Origin of the sequence: Pantoea phytostimulans (assembly GCF_046118715.1) — a bacterium.
In the GTDB taxonomy this organism is placed as follows: domain Bacteria; phylum Pseudomonadota; class Gammaproteobacteria; order Enterobacterales; family Enterobacteriaceae; genus Pantoea; species Pantoea phytostimulans.
The window spans coordinates 1436374-1453705 of record NZ_CP173698.1; the positions used below are offsets into that span (position 1 = coordinate 1436374).

The window sequence follows — 17332 nt, forward strand, 5'->3', positions numbered from 1 at the left end:
GGATAACTATTATTATTTGATTTATAAGTGAATGTTTCAGTAATGAACTATACCCTAAATCTTTCGAATCGCAGGAAGGCGGTAAACGAGTGCCCCAATGAGTTGACCACAGACATTAATTTGGGTGAGTAAGAGCAGCCAACGCATCAGCGACTTGAAGTAGGACAGATCTATCACGGACCGACCAAAGGCCGATCCGTGATTGCAGAATCAGGCGCGCAGCCCATCCACTAACGCCATCTCATCGCTGCTCAGCAACTTTTCGATGTCGACCAAAATCAGCATGCGATCGCCGAGTGCGCCAAGCCCTGTCAGGTATTCGGTAGACATGGTCACGGCAAATTCTGGTGAAGGACGAATTTGGTCTTGCGTTAATGACAGCACATCAGACACGCCGTCAACCACGATACCCACTACGCGGTTTTCCAGGTTCAACACGATCACTACCGTGTTGTCGTTGTACTCCACATCCGGTTGGGAAAACTTCACGCGCAGATCGATAATCGGCACGATTACGCCACGCAAGTTGGTGACGCCACGGATGAATTCTGGCGTATTCGCAATACGTGTTACCTGATCGTAACCACGAATTTCCTGAACCTTGAGGATATCAATGCCGTACTCTTCATCGCCCAGCGTGAAGACCAGGAACTCCTGGCCGACGGTTTCGCCAACGATTTTTGTCACGGTTGCCATTCCAGTCATGTTATTTACCCTTTCTTTATCAATCAGGCGGCAGCGCCAGCCACACGTTTTTCACGGTTGAGTGATTGCAGCGCAGAAACATCCACGATCAGCGCCACGCTACCATCGCCAAGGATGGTGGCCGCAGAGATGCCCGGCACTTTACGATAGTTACTTTCCAGATTCTTCACGACGACCTGATGTTGACCAATCAGTTGATCCACCAGCAGCGCATAACGCTTGCCGGCGCTTTGCAGAATGACGACGATGCCTTGCGTCGCTTCGGTTTTCGCGCCCCGCACATCAAATACGTTCCACAATTCCACCAGTGGCAGATATTCACCGCGTACTTCCAGCACGCATTCGCCACCCGCCAACGGTTTCAGCTCTTCGGCACGCGGTTGGAGCGATTCCATTACCGCATTAAGCGGCAGAATGAACACTTCGTTAGCGACGCGAACGGACATGCCGTCGAGGATCGCCAGCGTCAACGGCAGCAAAATACGGATGGTGGTGCCTTTGCCCTGCTTCGACGCGATTTCAACGTGGCCACCCATTTCCTGGATATTACGTTTCACCACGTCCATGCCAACGCCGCGCCCGGACACATCAGTCACCTGCTCAGCGGTAGAGAAGCCAGGTGCAAAGATCAGCATGCCGACCTCTTCATCGCTCATGTTTTCGCTGACCGGCAGGCCAGAAGAGAGCGCTTTAGCGAGAATACGTTCACGGTTCAGACCGGCACCATCATCAGAGACTTCAATGCAGATATTGCCCCCCTGATGTTCCGCCGACAGTGTTAAATTACCGGTGGTCACTTTGCCTGCAGCCAGGCGTTTTTCAGGTGTTTCAATACCGTGATCGAGGCTGTTACGCACTAAGTGGGTTAACGGATCGATAATGCGTTCGATCAGGCTCTTATCGAGTTCAGTTGAACTTCCAAGCAGCGTTAGCTCGATTTCCTTGCCCAGCTTACTGGCAAGATCGCGCACCAGTCGCGGGAAGCGGCTGAATACATATTCCATCGGCATCATACGAATCGACATCACCGACTCTTGCAGGTCGCGGGCGTTACGCTCCAGCTGTCCCATGCTGTTCAGCAAATCGCCATGTGCGACAGGATCAAGTTCACCGGAACGCTGTGCCAGCATCGACTGGGTAATCACCAGTTCACCGACCAGGTTAATCAGCTGATCGACCTTTTCAACCGCAACACGAATGCTGCTGGATTCGCTGGCTTTGGCGGGCGCAGCAACGCGCTTGCTTTCGCGTTTAGCCGCAACCGGAATGTCTGTCACGGTCGCGGTTTCAACGGCTGCCACAACAGGTGCGGCAACGACCGGTGCGCTGGTTGGCGCTTCAGCCACTTGAGCCGCTTCAGGGAAACGAATTTGCGCTTCATCAATCACGAAACAGAGCACCGCAACGATGTCATCTTTGCCGACGCCGTCAATATTGACTTCCAGAGAGTTGCTGCCCTTCTGCACGTTACTTAACGTGCCGAGGTTGCCCATCTCTTCCAGCATCAAATCGACTTCGCGCTCTTTGAGATCGACTAACTGGACACGCAACCCACCGGTGCTTGGTGCAACCTCGACGGGCGCAGCAGCAGCGGGCACAGCGACGTTGGCCGGTAAACCTTTTGCCTCTAACGCCAGCTGGCGTAACGCTTCACAGATATATTTGAAGCTTTCCGCGTTTGGCTCTTGCGCGGTTTTATAGGCATCGAGCTGTTCTTGCATAATATCTTTGGTTTCCAAAAACAGGTTGATGATGTCGGTGCTGAGCTGCATCTCGCCGCGACGAGCACCATCCAGAATGTTTTCCAGGATATGAGTGGTTTCCTGTAATACCGTAAAGCCAAAAGTACCGGCTCCGCCTTTTATAGAATGGGCGGCGCGGAAGATGGCGTTAAGCTGTTCGGAGTCTGGTTCCTGGGGATCAAGTCCCAACAGGTGTTGTTCCATATCCGCTAACAGCTCATCGGCTTCATCAAAAAACGTCTGGTAAAAATCGCTGATGTCCATGCTCACGGGATCACCTCGGTTGTGACGGGGCTGCTGTATTCACCGCGCTGCCTTCTGGTGTTGGCGGTGCGGTAATCTGTTCAATTGCCGCCGGATCGCTGATCTGGACGGCATCACTTTCTGCGTTTTCTTTTTCTATTGCCGCTTCGGTGTCGTGGTTCAACACCAGTAAACTAATGCGGCGGTTAACAGCGTCATTGCCGCCACGGTTTTTCAATTTCATGGTGTCGGCCATGCCCAACACGCGCAAGATTTTGCCGCTGTCGAGGCCGCCAGCCACTAATTCGCGACGGGAAGCGTTGGCACGATCGCCTGAAAGCTCCCAGTTGCTGTATCCCCGATCGCCGCCAGCATATTGAAAATCATCGGTATGCCCGGCCAGACTAATGCGGTTAGGAATGTCATTTAGCACCGGCGCGATGGCGCGCAAAATATCGCGCATGTAAGGTTCTACTTCGGCGCTGCCGGTTTTAAACATCGGTCGATTTTGGCTGTCGATGATCTGAATGCGCAGCCCTTCTTCCACCATGTTGATAATCAAATGCGGACGCAGCGCTTTAAGGCGCGGATCGGCCTCAATCAGCTGGTCGAGTTTTTCGCGCAGGCGATTCAGACGAATGTCATCCAGCTTGCGTTTCTCCCCATCCAGATTCGGTTCTTTTTTGACTTCACCGGTTTTCTGGGTGTAATCCTCACCGCCACCCGGAATCGGGCTAACGCTGTCGCTGCTACGTGGCCCGCCACTTAACGCCACTTTGAGGGGCGTTTTGAAGTAATCGGCAATCTGCACCAGCTCTTTTGGGCTAGCGATTGAAAGCAGCCACATCACCATAAAAAACGCCATCATCGCCGTCATAAAGTCGGCATAGGCAATTTTCCACGAGCCATGACTTCCTTCATGTTTGTGAGACTTGCGCTTTTTAACCAGCACAATTGGGCGATTGCCGTTATTCATGAGCTCTGATCCGAAGTCTGTTTCGCCGGGTTCTTCGCGTTACGCACGTGCTCTTCCAGCTCGCTGAAAGAGGGACGTTCAGCCGAGTACAAGGTTTTACGACCAAACTCCACGGCAATTTGCGGCGCATACCCGTTCAGGCTTGAGAGCAACGTCACTTTGATGCATTGCATCATCTTGGTAGATTCAGCACATTTCTGACGCAGCACCGAAGAGAGCGGTGAAATAAAGCCATACGCCAACAGAATCCCCAAGAAGGTGCCGACCATGGCGTGGGCCACTAACGCACCTAACTCGGCTGCCGGACGATCGGCTGAAGCCAATGCGTGCACCACTCCCATCACCGCGGCCACGATGCCGAATGCCGGTAAGCCATCCCCTATCGCCGCTATACTTTGAGCCGGTACGTCACACTCGTGTTCGTAGGTCTCAATTTCCTCATCCATCAGCGCTTCAATTTCAAACGCGTTCATGTTGCCGCTGACCATTAGACGTAAATAATCAGTAATAAAATCCACCAGCTGCTTATCGGCTAAAATGCGCGGATAATTAGCAAAAATTTCACTCTGACTGGGATCTTCAATATCACTTTCCAGCGATAACATGCCTTGCTGGCGTGATTTCGCCATCAGGCGGTACAGCAATGCCATTAAATCCATATAAATGGCTTTGTTATATTTAGAACCCCGCATTAATAGCGGCAGCGCTTTTAAGGTCTTCTTAATAGACTTGCCATTGTTACCGACCAAAAAGGCCCCTAACCCGGCTCCGCCGATCATTAATAATTCAGCGGGTTGATAAAGCGCGCCCAAGTGGCCGCCTACCAGCGCGTAGCCGCCCAACACGGACGCTAACACCACGATATAACCCAAAATTATCAGCACAAAAATTCCTTACGTCCGTAACGTGTTGGGGAAGTTAAGCCAGAAAGCCGCAATGGTTGTTAGCAAATCGGAAGCAAAAAAAAAGCAGCGGTATTAACCGCTGCTGGATGGCTTCCACAGTGCGAACAAACTTAAACGGCGTGTTTAACCGGTTCATCCAGCAGTTGTGGAAAGATATCGGCAGTATCTGCAGAAAGTTTACGTCTTTTTACGGCACGTGATGGCGGCTGGCAAAGGCTGCATACAAAGCTGCCAACAGGCTGATGCGCATGGTTAATAAAGCTACCATTGCAGCATTTGCAGTCTGTTAATTCCAGCATGCCACTTTCAACGAATCGTACCAAGGTCCAGGCGCGCGTGAGCGCCAACAGCGGGCCCTCGTCTGCTTGCGGACACTGTTCAAGATAAAGACGGTACGCTTTAATGACGGCATCAACGCCGCTGCACAAACCGGTTTTCAACAGGAACTTCCAGGCGTTACAGAACATCGACGCGTGAATATTTTGTTCCCAGGTCATGAACCAGTCGGTAGAAAAAGGCAGCATCCCTTTTGGCGGTGGGCTGCCGCGCAACTCTTTATATAACTTAATCAGGCGACCACGACTTAGCTGGGTTTCACTCTCTAACATCTGCAAGCGAGCACCCAACGTGATCAGCTCCATCGCGAGCTGAATATCACGTGCTTCCTGAACAATACTTTTCTCAGACATTACATCGCCCTCTTCTTAGCAGGCGCGTCATCTTTAGACGCATTACGCAATAAACGGCTGGATAATAAAATACCCGTATGAATTTGTTGTAAATCATCCACACGAGATTCTTGCGTCAGGCGATTAATGTGCGTGCTGTCGGAAAAGCGAAACTGACAAATCAATTGGTTCGTTTCTGCTAATTTAACCATTTCTGGCAACGTTAATTCAGATAAAGCATTAGCCATCTTTTCATCAATACCAAGGCGAAACATTGCAGACGCTTTTTCCTGGTTTATTAAACGCTGCGCAAGCAGCAAATATGACAAGTTAAGATCGTAAATATGTTTTAGTAATTCAGATGTGCCCATTTTTTCCATCCTGAGAGATGCGACAAAACACTTCCGCAAATATATATCTGCGTATCGAGCTGCTGGTTGGTAAATCTAAAGATGGCAAAAATAAAATCATTTAAAGCATATGGTCATTGAAGTCTGTCTCGTTTCTTTGGAGAAACCGAACCAGTCTAAAGTCAAAACTCCAGGCCATTTTATTCTTGAGTTTGTAACCATCTTCCGTGACGTCTTCTTACATTTTTTAAGACTATTCTTAAAACAAGGCAAATCTATATCGTCTGATTTCTACATACAACGACACTCCCGTGAAATTTTAGATAAAGTGTGACGTGGATCACACTTTTAAGGCAAATTTCTTCAGTAACGCTTCACCATCACCAACCAGCTGATTACTTTTTGTACAAATTTCCCTTATAAACGCCTTAATTAGTCCTTTCAAAGGTTTTATTAAGACTTTTCGCACTCTATTTTGCAGAGGGAGAAGTTAAGGCGATCTTTTATCTGTGTTAATGGTTTTAATGCCCTATTTAAGACCACCGTAAACAGTATAAGTAGAATAATATTCCAAATAACCCTCGAGTAATTTTCTTTTAAATTAATCACTTATAGGTAATGTTACGCAGTGTGAGTAATGGGAGCGTTAAGGCAAGGTGCGGGGTTTTCCTGCTTTCAGGCAACGAAACGTTAACAGTCGGGCATGAGTGTTTAGCGTAAGACAGCAGATGTAACAATGGGTTACATAAGCAGAATGAATGAATCGTGGAATGTATACATTTGTGCGTAAGAACTATCGGCGCTGGTAGTAAAAACTTTAGGGATCGGGCAGAAAAAAGCGTATGAATGGCGATAAAGACGCGACAGAAGGCTATTTAGCTAAAGTGCAGCTAAATTATCTCGCTGCGCTGATTAATTGTTTAGTCACGTTAGTAGGCGTTAGAGAGGGAAAGTGAAGGATATGTAGCCGATTAACCCGGGCAAAGTGTGTCAGCATGCCGTCCCTGGCGTGCTGCTGTTGAGATCAATCAAGCAAGCTTAGGAAAAGCTGCCACTTTGTTCTCTGATGCCTGTTCATCATCGCGCGATGCGAGGCTTTCTAAATCTTTCAGGAAATGCTCACGCCATGCGGTAATGTCGTTTTTACGTAGCACCGCCATCATGTCGTTGTAGCGCGAAATCCTTTCAGTACGCGGCATCGTAATGGCTCTATCGAGTGCAGCCGCCACTTCATCACGATCGTAAGGGTTTACGATCAAGGCAGATGTCAGTTCGTTAGCGGCGCCAGCGAAACGCGACAACACCAGCACACCCGGGTCATCAGGGTCCTGCGCCGCTACGTACTCTTTTGCCACCAGGTTCATGCCATCACGCAGCGGCGTAACCAGACCGACATCCGTTAAACGGAAGATTTTCATTAACAGACGGCGATCAAAGTGCTGGTTGAGGTAATAGAGCGGCGTCCAGCCGAGCGTACCGTATTTACCGTTGATACGGCCGGCTTCGGTTTCCAGCTGATGACGAATGTCCTGATACGCCTGCACGTCACCGCGTGAGGTAGGCGCAATTTGCGAATAACGAATCTTGCCGCGGTGTTCTGGGAAATTTTCCAGCAGCGCTTCGTAGGCCAGAAAACGCTCTGGCAAACCTTTGGAATAGTCGAGACGTTCACAGGCGATGATATTGCGTGCATCGCCTAATTCGCGCTTCATCGCCGCCATTTTTGGCGGTAGCGGCCCTTCTGCCATCTCTTTAATGCTGTCCGGCTCAATACCAATTGGGTACACCTCGGTCATAAAGGTGTTACCAAAGGCACGGTGCAAATTATTGCCTTTATTTTGCATCTGAGTGAGCTGACTCATGCTGTCGAGGAAAGCCACGCGATCTGATTCAGTCTGGAAACCTAACAGATCATACTCAGACAGCATTTCCAGCAATTCCTGATGCGGCGGCAGTGCATTAAAGATCTCTGGCGTAGGGAATGGAATATGTAAGAAGAAGCCGATGCGGTTTTTAATTCCCGCTTTACGCAAGGCCGCCGCAAAAGGCAGCAGATGATAATCGTGAATCCATAATATATCGTCTGGTTTAATCAGCGGTTTTAAACGCTGGGCAACTTCTTCATTAACCCGACAATATCCGTCCCAAGCTTCACGCTGAAATTGGACTAAATCCAGACGGTAGTGGAAAGCGGGCCAAATGACAGTATTAGAAAACTGGCAATAATAAAGATCATAGTCGTTCTGACTCAGTGGAAAAGAGGCGTAAGTAATGCCGTCGTGTTCCACTTGGGCAGTATCATCTTCTTCTTCACCAGAAAATTCGCTAATTTCACCGTTCCAACCGAACCACAGGCCGCCGGTGCTTTTCAACGCATCAAGAATACCGACAGCCAAGCCGCCTGCGCTGGATTTTGACCCATCAGGAATAGCTATACGGTTAGAAACAACCACTAAACGACTCATAACCTAAACTCCTTACCGACGTTGTCATGTTTTAATTGTAATAAACTGCGCTCCAGCCAGCCGTAGACGGCATCGACATCATTCAGTCGATAGCGCGCCTGGCTTGCGCCTTCGCCAACCTTAACGGAAATACCCTGCATGGCGTTTACCGTGAGAAATCCTTTCTCATCCGTCAGGTCATCACCAATAAATACCGGAATGCGTCCGGTAAAAGGGGGTTTTTGCATAAAGTCGCGAATGGCCGCGCCTTTATCTATGCCTTGCGGTTTGATCTCGACGACACATTTCCCTGGCTGAAGCGCCAGTCCTGGAAAACGTTTCACCGATTGTTCAGCCAAACGCATCACATCCTGTTCATGCTGCATCGCCTGACGATAATGCAGTGCAAAGGCCATGCCTTTACTCTCAAGCTGCGTTCCTGGCCATTGCGCCATGGCGTGCTGTAACTCTTCTCGTAACGTTTGTTCCACTTCTACCGGCAACGTAATCCGATGAAATTCGCCTTGTGAGTCACGCCGTTCGGCACCATGTACGCCCGCTGCAGGCGTTTTTAACGGTGCGGATAAAGCATCAAGTTGCGCAATCGGTCGTCCTGATACCAGCGCTAATGCGCCGTTGCAGAGTGACGAGAGCTGCTGCAGCTGATCAATGACGTTAGCAGGGATGAACACAGATTCTGGCCGGGACTGAATCGCTGCCAGCGTGCCATCTACATCAAAAAAGAAGGCATACAGACCGCCGCTCAATGACGGTAACGTGGCAGAGTGATTTGCCGCTTGGGTCACGTGTCTTCTCCTTTGTTCCAATTTGCTTGTAAAAAATGGTTATCAACGCTAACCGCGTGATGACTTAAAAACCAGAGGATGTCTCTGAAAGAGGGGGAAACCAGCAACAGGGGTGACACAAGGCCAATTCGGGGGGCAAGGAGGGAGAACCAAAAACCACACCGTTATGATGAGTCACGCTCCTTAAACGCATACGTTTTTGCTGATAACGCCATCTTGTAAAAATACATCGTGACGTAAAGTGTAGATGCTAAGTCGGTTTTTGCCACAAATATGCATATGTTGTGCCAGCCGCTACGCTTATTTTTTGAATTTTTCGAAATGGAGAACGGTATCAATGTTTGGCTGTTGCAGTGCCCCGCTCTTTGCTTCAGGCAACGCTTTCTGAACGCGTGATATCCACCAAGTGTAAACCGTTCAGCAACCCCATGACGTTAATTGCCAAAGCTTAAGCTTCTTAAGGTTTTCCTAATCTTAAATCGGCAACCTCTTGCACATTGTTGATTATTTGGTGCTTTCCATGTCCTTGCTGCCGTTGAAAAGGCCCGTGCTAAACCGCCTGACTTTTCTGATTCTGTTCTCTGTTTATATTTCAGTTTTCCTCAACATTGCTTATTACCGGCAGGTACTGGCGATATTGCCGCTGACAGATCTTCATGCGGTGCTGGTGTTTGTTTCCATGCCGCTGGTCGCTTTCAGTGTGATCAACATCGTTGTCACGCTGGCTTCCTTTCTGTGGCTGGACCGCGTTGTCATTGCGCTGTTCATTTTGTTATCGGCTTCGGCGCAATATTTCATCCAGACCTACGGCATCATTGTTGACCGTTCGATGATCGTAAACATGCTGGACACCACCGTTTCTGAAAGCTATGCCCTGATAACGCCTCAATTGTTGTTTGCGTTGCTGCTGACGGGCGGCCTGATGGCGCTGTTGGCTTTTCTGGTACGCATTAAAAAACCGGCCGTTTACTGGAAAAGTTTGCTCTATCGCCTGATCAGTATTGCGCTCTCTACTGCGCTCATTCTGTTAGTCGCCCTGCTGTTCTATAAAGATTACGCCTCACTGTTTCGTAATCATCGCGAACTGGTTAAAGCGCTGAGCCCTTCCAACAGCATTGCCGCCTCGCTCTCCTATTACCGGCACCATCAATTAGAGAATTTGCCGCTGGTGAGGATTGGTGAAGACGCCCACCAGCAACCGCAAATGATAGGCGGAAAAAAGAACCTGACGATTTTGATCGTAGGGGAAACATCGCGGGCTGATAACTTCTCTTTGTCCGGTTACGCTCGTCAAACTAATCCGCTGCTGGCAAAAGATCAGGTGATCTATTTCCCGCACACGGTTTCTTGCGGAACCGCAACCGCGGTGTCGGTACCCTGCATGTTTTCCAATATGCCGCGCGCGCATTATGACGAAACGCTGGCCAGCCATCAGGAAGGTTTACTGGATATTATTCAACGCGCCGGGATCAGCGTGCTGTGGAATGAAAACGATGGCGGCTGTAAAGGTGCCTGCGACCGCGTACCGCATCAGGATATGACCAGCCTGAATCTACCCGGCATGTGCATTGCAGGTGAATGCTATGACGACGTGCTGTTTCATGGTTTGGAGCAGTACATTGATCAGCTCAAAGGCAACGGCATCATCGTGCTGCATACCATTGGCAGCCATGGCCCGACCTATAATCATCGCTATCCGCCGTCGTTTCGTCAGTTCACGCCAACCTGTGAAACCAATCAGATTCAGGATTGTTCGCAGCAGCAGTTAGTGAATACCTATGACAACACCCTGCTGTATGTTGATCACGTGGTTGATAAGGCGATCGGACTGTTGCGTGCGCATCAATCGCAGTTCACTACCAGCCTGGTTTACCTTTCCGATCACGGAGAATCATTGGGTGAAAACGGCGCCTATCTGCACGGTTTGCCCTATGCGATTGCGCCATCAACACAAAAGCATATTCCGATGCTGCTGTGGTTATCGGATGATTATCAGCATCGTTATGGCGTGAATGCGTCTTGCCTGAGCAAACTGGCGGCGACAGATGATTTTTCGCAGGATAATCTGTTTTCTACCGTGCTGGGATTAACCGGCACCGCCACGCATGAATATAAGCCCGCGGATGACATTTTGACGATGTGTCGGAGTACACCGAAATGAAGATTCTGATCGTGGAAGATGATGCCCTGCTGTTGCAGGGTTTAATGTTAGCGCTGGAAGGCGAAGGTTACGTGTGTGATGGCGTTTCCACGGTACGTGACGCTGAAGCGCATTTCGCTAGCGGCATGTATAGTCTGCTGGTGCTGGATTTGGGCTTGCCCGATGAAGATGGTCTGCACTTTTTACTGCGTCTGCGCCGACAGAAAAAAAGAGTGCCGGTGCTGATTTTGACCGCCCGCGACAGCATCAGTGAGCGCATTGCAGGGCTGGATGCGGGCGCTGATGATTATCTGATCAAGCCCTTTTCTCTTGATGAGCTGTTAGCGCGTATTCGGGCACTGATCCGCCGTCATGTGAACCAGGGTGACAGCCAGGTTCAGGTCGGCAACTTAACGCTGGATATGACACACCGGCAAATCCATCTTGCCGAACAGCTGCTGGATTTGACGCCAAAAGAGTTCGCCATCCTGTCACGACTGATGCTTAAAGCGGGCAACCCGGTACACCGCGAGATCCTTTATCAGGATATCTATAACTTTGAGACCGAGCCTTCAACCAACACACTCGAAGTCCACATTCATAATTTGCGCGACAAAATCGGCAAAGGCGCCATCCGCACGGTGCGAGGCTTCGGCTATGCGCTGGTGCAGCCGCTTAAACACAATGAGACCCAATGAGAAACGTTATTAAGCAGCACAACGGCAGTACGCTGCGTTTTCGGTTATTGCTGGCGATTGGATTAATTTTGCTGTTTTGCCAGTTGATTAGCGTTGCCTGGCTCTGGCATGAAAGCAAAGAGCAAATTCAGTTTTTGGTTGAAGCGACGTTGGAAAATCGCAACATGAATCGCCATGTTGAGAAAGAGGTTCATGAAGCCGTCGCCAGCCTGGCGGTGCCAAGCCTGGTGATGATCATTATGACGCTGCTGCTCTGCTATCAAGCGGTGAAATGGATTACCCGCCCGCTTTCAGAATTACAACGCCAGCTGGAACAGCGTAGCGAAGAAGATCTTGATCCGCTTCGCTCTGACAGTTCGGTACGCGAAATCAATGCCGTGACGCAGGCGATAAACCAGCTGGTTTCACGTCTGACCACCAGCCTCGAGCGAGAACGGCTTTTTACGGCGGATGTGGCGCATGAACTGCGTACCCCGCTGGCGGGGTTGCGACTGCATCTGGAGTTGATTGAACGCAAAAACCACATCAACGTGCAGCCGCTGTTACAGCGACTTGATCAGATGACCAACAGCGTGACGCAACTGCTGCAACTGGCGCGCGCCGGTCAATCTTTTACGTCGGGTACTTATCAAAACGTGGGGTTAATTGAGGATGTGGTCCTGCCGATGGAGAATGAACTCAGCACCATGCTGGCGGTTCATCAGCAGTCGCTAAAGCTGGTTGTTGCAGAGGAAGTGTTTGTTCGTGGCGATGCCACGCTATTGAAAATGCTGTTACGTAATTTAGTCGAAAATGCACATCGTTATAGCCCGCATGCCAGCACCATTACTCTGCAAGTGACCCACGCGCCGCATCCTTCATTGATTGTTGAAGATGAAGGTCCCGGCATAGATGAAAGTAAAAGTGGCGAACTCAGCAAAGCGTTTATTCGGATGGACAGTCGTTATGGCGGCATTGGATTGGGATTGAGCATCGTCAGCCGCATCGTTCAGCTACATAAAAGTCAGTTTTTCCTGGAGAATCGCCGTCACACTTCAGGCTGCCGGGCATGGGTGAAGTTTAGCCTGCCACCCCAGGTTAAGCCGTAAACCAAATGTGAAGGAAAGCGACAATAACCAACAGGCTAAACAGCAGTGTCGCCATCTCGCTGGTGGAATTAATAATCTGTTTCATGGTTCTCTCCTTTATACAGTGAGGAGAGTATCCCAGCGGGAGATTAAGGAAACCTTAGGCCAGTAAAACAACGTTACGGCCTGGCAACTGATAAACAACAGGTCATTGAACTTATTCGTGCTGCGCCTCTTCAGCCCTGCGTCGGTCGCTCGTTCTGACGCGGGGTTAATCACATCTTAATCAGGCGGCTCAGCCGCCTTCTTTTTTGGCTTCTACACTTAATGGCTAGGTTCTGATCAAAGAGGCGCAGCCATGAGTCAACGAATGCACAAATACACCTTCCCCGTGAGCAAAGCACGTAAATATCTTGAACCTGGACCGGTGCTGCTGCTGAGTTCGCAGTTCGAGGAGCAGAGCGACATCATGACGCTCGGCTGGCATACCGTTTTGGAGTTTTCTCCCTCGCTGGTGGGCTGCATGATATCCAGCATGAACTTTAGCCACGAACTGATCCGTAACAGTGGGCAATGCGTGTTGAATCTCCCTACGGCTGAACTCATCGATAAAGTTGTGGCTATCGGAAACAGCCATGGCGATAAACTCGATAAGTTTGATGCCTTTGGTTTAACAGCCGAACCGGCACACAGCGTAGGTGCGCCATTAATTGCTGAGTGTTTTGCCAGTTTTGAATGTCAGCTTTACGACGATTCCATGGTCGATAACTACAACCTGTTTATCTTTGAAATCGTTAAAGCGCACGTTGCGGAACAGCCCGAATTTCCCACGACGCTGCACTACACCGGTGAAGGCCGCTTCACCATCATGGGCGATAAGATGCTGGATAAGAGCAAGGATTTTAAGCCAGAGATGCTGATTTAGTTGAAATGCGCGCACCGCGCCCCCACCTGTTTCCTTTCGACCTGACAGGAGTAAAGCATTATGGCAATCGAATACGCAGTGATCGCAGGCGGCTGTTTTTGGTGTACCGAAGCGGTATTTAAGGATGTGATTGGCGTTGAGTCCGTTGAAAGTGGTTATACCGGCGGCGCACGTCCCAATCCCACCTACGAACAAGTCTGCAGCGGCGCAACCGGTCATGCAGAGGCGATTCGTATCGGTTTCGATCCAGAGCAAGTGAGCTATGGTGACCTGCTGGATATTAGCTTTGTGACTCACGATCCGACCCAGCTTAATCGTCAGGGCAATGATATTGGCACACAGTATCGTTCAGCAATTTTCCCTGCTAATGCAGAACAGGAAGCGGAAGCGCGTGCTGCCATTGAGCGTGCTCAAGCGGATCATTCCGTGCCGGTGGTGACCACCATTGAACCGCTGAAAGAGTGGTATCCCGCCGAAGCGTATCATCAGGATTACTGGGAAGGAGCCGGTCAGCGCAATGGATATTGCATGGCGGTGATCCCACCTAAATTGCAGAAGCTGCGTAAAAGTTTTGCTAACCGCGTGAAAGCGTAGTTTTTCGACGCAGTGGTTTTTGATTGAGGCGCGCACTCTTTCGGGAGAGCGCGTTTTTTATGAGATGTGCGCTGTCCCCACCTCGTTCCTCCCCCATAAAGGGGGGAGGAAGACACTGCACTATGCTCATTGCGGTGCTGCCCGGCCTTACTTCAACGCCATCGCATCACGCAGCGTAAAGAACAGATCCGTCTGATCGGTTAAACCCACTACGTTTGCTGCATGTGGCCCATAAGCCGCAATACGCAATTGTGAACCGGTATGCTCCTGCGAATCTTCTTCTGAGTTGCCGTAGCTAATGGTCATAATCGCGCCATCCTTGGTATTAACGGCTTGGGTCAAGCCTGGTGCTTTAGTGCCATTTTCAACAATCTGACTGCTGTGTGCATGATCCGCTGTCACCACTACCAGCGTGTTGCCCTCTTCACGCGCAAACGCCAGCGCCTGCTGTACCGCTTCATCCAAATCAACGGTTTCACCAATCTGACCACAAGGATTCGCCGCGTGATCCTGCTTATCAATGGAAGCGCCTTCTACTTGCAGGAAGAAGCCATTCTCATTGGTTTTCAATAATTCAATGGCTTTCGAGGTCATCTGCGCCAGCGTAGGTGTTGCGACCGGACGATCCTTGTTCACTTCGCAGGTGACTACCGGCTTATCAATATTGCCGTGATAGCTGGCTTTTGGCCCTTGCCAGCGCACAGGCATGTTGCCCGCTGAAAACAACCCAAGCAGCGGTTTCTGCTGGTTGGCGGTAGTAATACGGGTCAACCCTTGCCAGTCATTGACCATTTGATAGCCCAGCGCCTGGGCCTGCTCATTCAGTGTTTTCCCCTGATAATCACCCGCCTTCGCCACCTCATTAAAACTCTTGCTGCCACCGCCTAAGGTGACATCCGGCCGCGTTTTCAACATCTGCTCGGTAATCGAGCCTTTACCGCCCTGTTCTAACGCGTTAGTCGGGCAAAGCTCGCTGGTTTTTTCCGGCCCGTAGCATTTACGTGACGTGACATGCGCCATCAGCGCGGCGGGTGTCGCGTCCTGCAACTCAGCGGTCGAAACGTTACCGGTCGCCTTGCCCGCTGCTTTCGCCAACTCCAACAGCGTGACCTGATCTTTGCCGTTCACATCTACGCCAATTGCGCCGTTATAGCTTTTGGTGCCGGTTGCCCAGGCAGTGGCTGAGGCTGCTGAATCGGTAACGTAATTTGGTTTATGGGTTTTCTTATCCAGTGAATAGTGCGTGTATTGTCCGGTAAGCGGGAGCGCATCAATGCCTTTGAAAAAACCGCCCGCCCCTTCTGCTACGTTACGCGCAGCAGTGATTTCTGAATCACCCATGCCATCGCCAATCAGTAAAATCACGTTTTTCGCGGTGGTATTACGTAACGATGCTTTCAACGCTTCAGTCTGATCGCCAGTTAAACGTCGGGCTCCGCCGTGCTGACTGAGATCCCCTTGTGCTGCGCGAGAATAGGTATTTGTTTCAGCAATGGCGGAGGTGGCGAGTAAGCTGGTGAGCAGAGAAAGCGTCAATAAGCGAGCCTGAGTCATGTTGTCTTTCCTTATGAGCAATAATTACCAGAGATTTCAGGCGCTAAGTTTGCGACGGTTTGGTGATATTTTTGTGTCGGCAGGATGTCATTTTGATGACAAAATCAGCAAGCTGCGCAGCGCTACAGCGATTCGTTCAGAGCTTAAGCGAATAGAAGAAAAGAGAAAAATAGTGCTTGACCGTTTTATGCCTGATCCCTATAGTACCGCCCCGTTGACCCAGCGCGGTTAACAAAAAAATGTGGTGAGGTGTCCGAGTGGCTGAAGGAGCACGCCTGGAAAGTGTGTATACGGCAACGTATCGAGGGTTCGAACCCCTCTCTCACCGCCAACATTTCAAAGAAATGCCTGAACATCTGTTCAGGCATTTTTTTTTGCGTTTTATTTTTATAATAAAGGCATAAAAAAACCCGGCCGAAGCCGGGTTTTGCGCTACATCAACTCAATCGAACTCTAGTACAATCAACGACTAACTGTAAGCATGCAGCGTACGCTGGCAGAGCGCCGAACGTACACAATCCCCTTTGCCGAAACGGACAATGCCAACCATCTCGTCCTCTTCGAAACGCGCTAACGCGTCTGCGAGACCGGAAGGCACCCCAGCGGGCAAGTCGCACTGGGTAATATCACCGTTAACGATTACCGTGACGTTTTCGCCAAGGCGTGTAAGAAACATTTTCATCTGCGCGGCGGTGACGTTTTGCGCCTCATCCAGAATAACGACCGCATTTTCAAAGGTACGTCCGCGCATATAAGCAAATGGCGCGATCTCTACCTTGGCGATTTCTGGACGCAGACAATATTGCATGAAGGATGCGCCAAGACGTTTAACCAGAATGTCATAAACCGGTCGGAAGTACGGAGCGAATTTCTCTGAGATATCTCCGGGGAGGAACCCCAGATCTTCATCCGCCTGTAGCACCGGGCGCGTGACGATTATCCTGTCGATATCCTTATGAATCAGGGCCTCAGCCGCTTTCGCGGCGCTGATCCAGGTTTTACCGCAACCTGCTTCACCAGTTGCAAAGATCAGCTGTTTCATTTCTATGGCGTTGAGATAGTGCGCCTGAGCTTCATTTCGAGCTTCAATTGGCCCCCGGTCACGCGCATCGCGTGCCATGCCTATTGAATCTAACCCACCCATTTGCACCAGCGAAGTGACCGATTCTTCTTCACGCTGACGATGACTGCGAGAGTCATTGCGAAGCACTCGTCTGGCTTCTCGACGCGCTTTGATCACTGCTTTCTGTCTTCCCATAGTGGCACCTTACAGTTGGTTTCATTTCCCGCTCCAGGCTATTGGCCCTTTGCGATTACGTGAACGCTTTAGAGGTTTTGATTGGCTTCCTTGTAAGCCGTGATGACCATGAAGAAAGGTATGCAGCAGCGCAACAGCATTGCTGTACACCGGACAACGAAGAATTCGATTTGGAAAGAAAAGGTCAGAGAAGTGGAGTTCAAGGGGAAAATTAGCCCTCGCAAAAAATTGCGATGCGGTAATTACATTTAGCTGTC

General features: G+C 50.1%; 16 protein-coding genes and 1 tRNA gene. 7 read left to right on the top strand and 10 right to left on the bottom strand.

What is annotated here, in order from left to right; all coding sequences use genetic code 11:
* Positions 1–210: 210 nt before the first annotated feature.
* The 8 genes from cheW to otsB form a co-directional block, all read right to left on the bottom strand.
* Positions 211–705, bottom strand: coding sequence for a chemotaxis protein CheW (gene cheW / locus ACF2G4_RS06790; protein ID WP_215846579.1), 495 nt, complete (start codon positions 703–705; stop codon positions 211–213).
* 23 nt (positions 706–728) lie between these two features.
* Positions 729–2711 (bottom strand): chemotaxis protein CheA, encoded by a 1983-nt coding sequence (gene cheA / locus ACF2G4_RS06795; protein WP_409075958.1) that lies wholly within the window; start codon positions 2709–2711, stop codon positions 729–731.
* 10 nt (positions 2712–2721) lie between these two features.
* Positions 2722–3666 (bottom strand): flagellar motor protein MotB, encoded by a 945-nt coding sequence (gene motB / locus ACF2G4_RS06800; RefSeq protein WP_215846578.1) that lies wholly within the window; start codon positions 3664–3666, stop codon positions 2722–2724.
* Positions 3663–4550: a flagellar motor stator protein MotA gene (gene motA / locus ACF2G4_RS06805; protein ID WP_215846577.1), complete on the bottom strand. Its 888-nt coding sequence runs from the start codon at positions 4548–4550 to the stop codon at positions 3663–3665. The genes motB and motA overlap by 4 nt, the downstream gene beginning before the upstream one ends.
* A gap of 131 nt (positions 4551–4681) precedes the next feature.
* Entirely contained in the window at positions 4682–5260 is a 579-nt protein-coding gene (flhC, locus tag ACF2G4_RS06810) for a flagellar transcriptional regulator FlhC (RefSeq protein WP_215846576.1), read from the bottom strand.
* Positions 5260–5610 carry a flagellar transcriptional regulator FlhD gene (flhD, locus tag ACF2G4_RS06815; RefSeq protein WP_215846575.1) on the bottom strand — a complete coding sequence of 117 codons (351 nt, stop codon included), beginning with the start codon at positions 5608–5610 and terminating at the stop codon, positions 5260–5262. Before flhD ends, flhC begins: the two co-directional genes overlap by 1 nt.
* Positions 5611–6617: 1007 nt before the next feature.
* Positions 6618–8054 (bottom strand): alpha,alpha-trehalose-phosphate synthase, encoded by a 1437-nt coding sequence (gene otsA, locus ACF2G4_RS06820; protein WP_215846574.1) that lies wholly within the window; start codon positions 8052–8054, stop codon positions 6618–6620.
* Complete coding sequence (gene otsB, locus ACF2G4_RS06825) at positions 8051–8839, bottom strand: trehalose-phosphatase (RefSeq protein WP_332627103.1); 789 nt, start codon at positions 8837–8839, stop codon at positions 8051–8053. Before otsB ends, otsA begins: the two co-directional genes overlap by 4 nt.
* 520 nt (positions 8840–9359) lie before the next feature.
* Here otsB and eptA point away from each other — a divergent pair.
* The 5 genes from eptA (at position 9360) to msrA (ending at position 14263) form a co-directional block, all read left to right on the top strand.
* The gene (gene eptA, locus ACF2G4_RS06830) at positions 9360–11000 is read left to right on the top strand and encodes a phosphoethanolamine transferase EptA (protein ID WP_243077702.1); all 1641 of its coding nucleotides are present in this window, start codon (positions 9360–9362) and stop codon (positions 10998–11000) included.
* Complete coding sequence (pmrA, locus tag ACF2G4_RS06835; protein ID WP_243077701.1) at positions 10997–11677, top strand: two-component system response regulator PmrA; 681 nt, start codon at positions 10997–10999, stop codon at positions 11675–11677. The genes eptA and pmrA overlap by 4 nt, the downstream gene beginning before the upstream one ends.
* On the top strand, positions 11674–12765 hold the full coding sequence (gene pmrB / locus ACF2G4_RS06840; protein WP_215846572.1) for a two-component system sensor histidine kinase PmrB: 1092 nt from the start codon (positions 11674–11676) through the stop codon (positions 12763–12765). The genes pmrA and pmrB overlap by 4 nt, the downstream gene beginning before the upstream one ends.
* 337 nt (positions 12766–13102) lie before the next feature.
* Positions 13103–13669: a flavin reductase family protein gene (locus ACF2G4_RS06845; protein ID WP_215846571.1), complete on the top strand. Its 567-nt coding sequence runs from the start codon at positions 13103–13105 to the stop codon at positions 13667–13669.
* A gap of 60 nt (positions 13670–13729) precedes the next feature.
* Positions 13730–14263, top strand: coding sequence for a peptide-methionine (S)-S-oxide reductase MsrA (msrA, locus tag ACF2G4_RS06850; RefSeq protein WP_215846570.1), 534 nt, complete (start codon positions 13730–13732; stop codon positions 14261–14263).
* Positions 14264–14410: 147 nt separating this feature from the next.
* Here msrA and phoA read toward each other — a convergent pair whose 3' ends face one another.
* Positions 14411–15817 (bottom strand): alkaline phosphatase, encoded by a 1407-nt coding sequence (gene phoA, locus ACF2G4_RS06855; protein WP_409075736.1) that lies wholly within the window; start codon positions 15815–15817, stop codon positions 14411–14413.
* A gap of 13 nt (positions 15818–15830) precedes the next feature.
* Between phoA and ACF2G4_RS06860 the strand changes: the two genes are divergently transcribed.
* Together ACF2G4_RS06860 and ACF2G4_RS06865 are read left to right on the top strand one after the other, a co-directional pair.
* Positions 15831–16049, top strand: a complete 219-nt coding sequence (locus ACF2G4_RS06860) for a hypothetical protein (RefSeq protein WP_243077699.1) — start codon at positions 15831–15833, stop codon at positions 16047–16049.
* Positions 16050–16060: 11 nt separating this feature from the next.
* Positions 16061–16148: transfer RNA gene (locus tag ACF2G4_RS06865), tRNA-Ser, on the top strand.
* Between the two features lie 138 nt (positions 16149–16286).
* Here the strand turns inward: ACF2G4_RS06865 and phoH are convergent.
* Entirely contained in the window at positions 16287–17075 is a 789-nt protein-coding gene (gene phoH, locus ACF2G4_RS06870; RefSeq protein ID WP_215846568.1) for a phosphate starvation-inducible protein PhoH, read from the bottom strand.
* Between the last annotated feature and the right edge of the window lie 257 nt (positions 17076–17332).

What these genes read in the sequence shown, in the direction of transcription:
- ACF2G4_RS06860 (WP_243077699.1), top strand. Translation starts at nt 15,831, where the DNA reads ATGAGCAATAATTACCAGAGATTTCAGGCGCTAAGTTTGCGACGGTTT.
- phoA (WP_409075736.1), bottom strand. Translation starts at nt 15,817, where the DNA reads ATGACTCAGGCTCGCTTATTGACGCTTTCTCTGCTCACCAGCTTACTC.
- otsA (WP_215846574.1), bottom strand. Translation starts at nt 8,054, where the DNA reads ATGAGTCGTTTAGTGGTTGTTTCTAACCGTATAGCTATTCCTGATGGG.
- eptA (WP_243077702.1), top strand. Translation starts at nt 9,360, where the DNA reads ATGTCCTTGCTGCCGTTGAAAAGGCCCGTGCTAAACCGCCTGACTTTT.
- motB (WP_215846578.1), bottom strand. Translation starts at nt 3,666, where the DNA reads ATGAATAACGGCAATCGCCCAATTGTGCTGGTTAAAAAGCGCAAGTCT.
- flhD (WP_215846575.1), bottom strand. Translation starts at nt 5,610, where the DNA reads ATGGGCACATCTGAATTACTAAAACATATTTACGATCTTAACTTGTCA.
- phoH (WP_215846568.1), bottom strand. Translation starts at nt 17,075, where the DNA reads ATGGGAAGACAGAAAGCAGTGATCAAAGCGCGTCGAGAAGCCAGACGA.
- flhC (WP_215846576.1), bottom strand. Translation starts at nt 5,260, where the DNA reads ATGTCTGAGAAAAGTATTGTTCAGGAAGCACGTGATATTCAGCTCGCG.
- ACF2G4_RS06845 (WP_215846571.1), top strand. Translation starts at nt 13,103, where the DNA reads ATGAGTCAACGAATGCACAAATACACCTTCCCCGTGAGCAAAGCACGT.
- pmrA (WP_243077701.1), top strand. Translation starts at nt 10,997, where the DNA reads ATGAAGATTCTGATCGTGGAAGATGATGCCCTGCTGTTGCAGGGTTTA.
- pmrB (WP_215846572.1), top strand. Translation starts at nt 11,674, where the DNA reads ATGAGAAACGTTATTAAGCAGCACAACGGCAGTACGCTGCGTTTTCGG.
- msrA (WP_215846570.1), top strand. Translation starts at nt 13,730, where the DNA reads ATGGCAATCGAATACGCAGTGATCGCAGGCGGCTGTTTTTGGTGTACC.
- cheA (WP_409075958.1), bottom strand. Translation starts at nt 2,711, where the DNA reads ATGGACATCAGCGATTTTTACCAGACGTTTTTTGATGAAGCCGATGAG.
- cheW (WP_215846579.1), bottom strand. Translation starts at nt 705, where the DNA reads ATGACTGGAATGGCAACCGTGACAAAAATCGTTGGCGAAACCGTCGGC.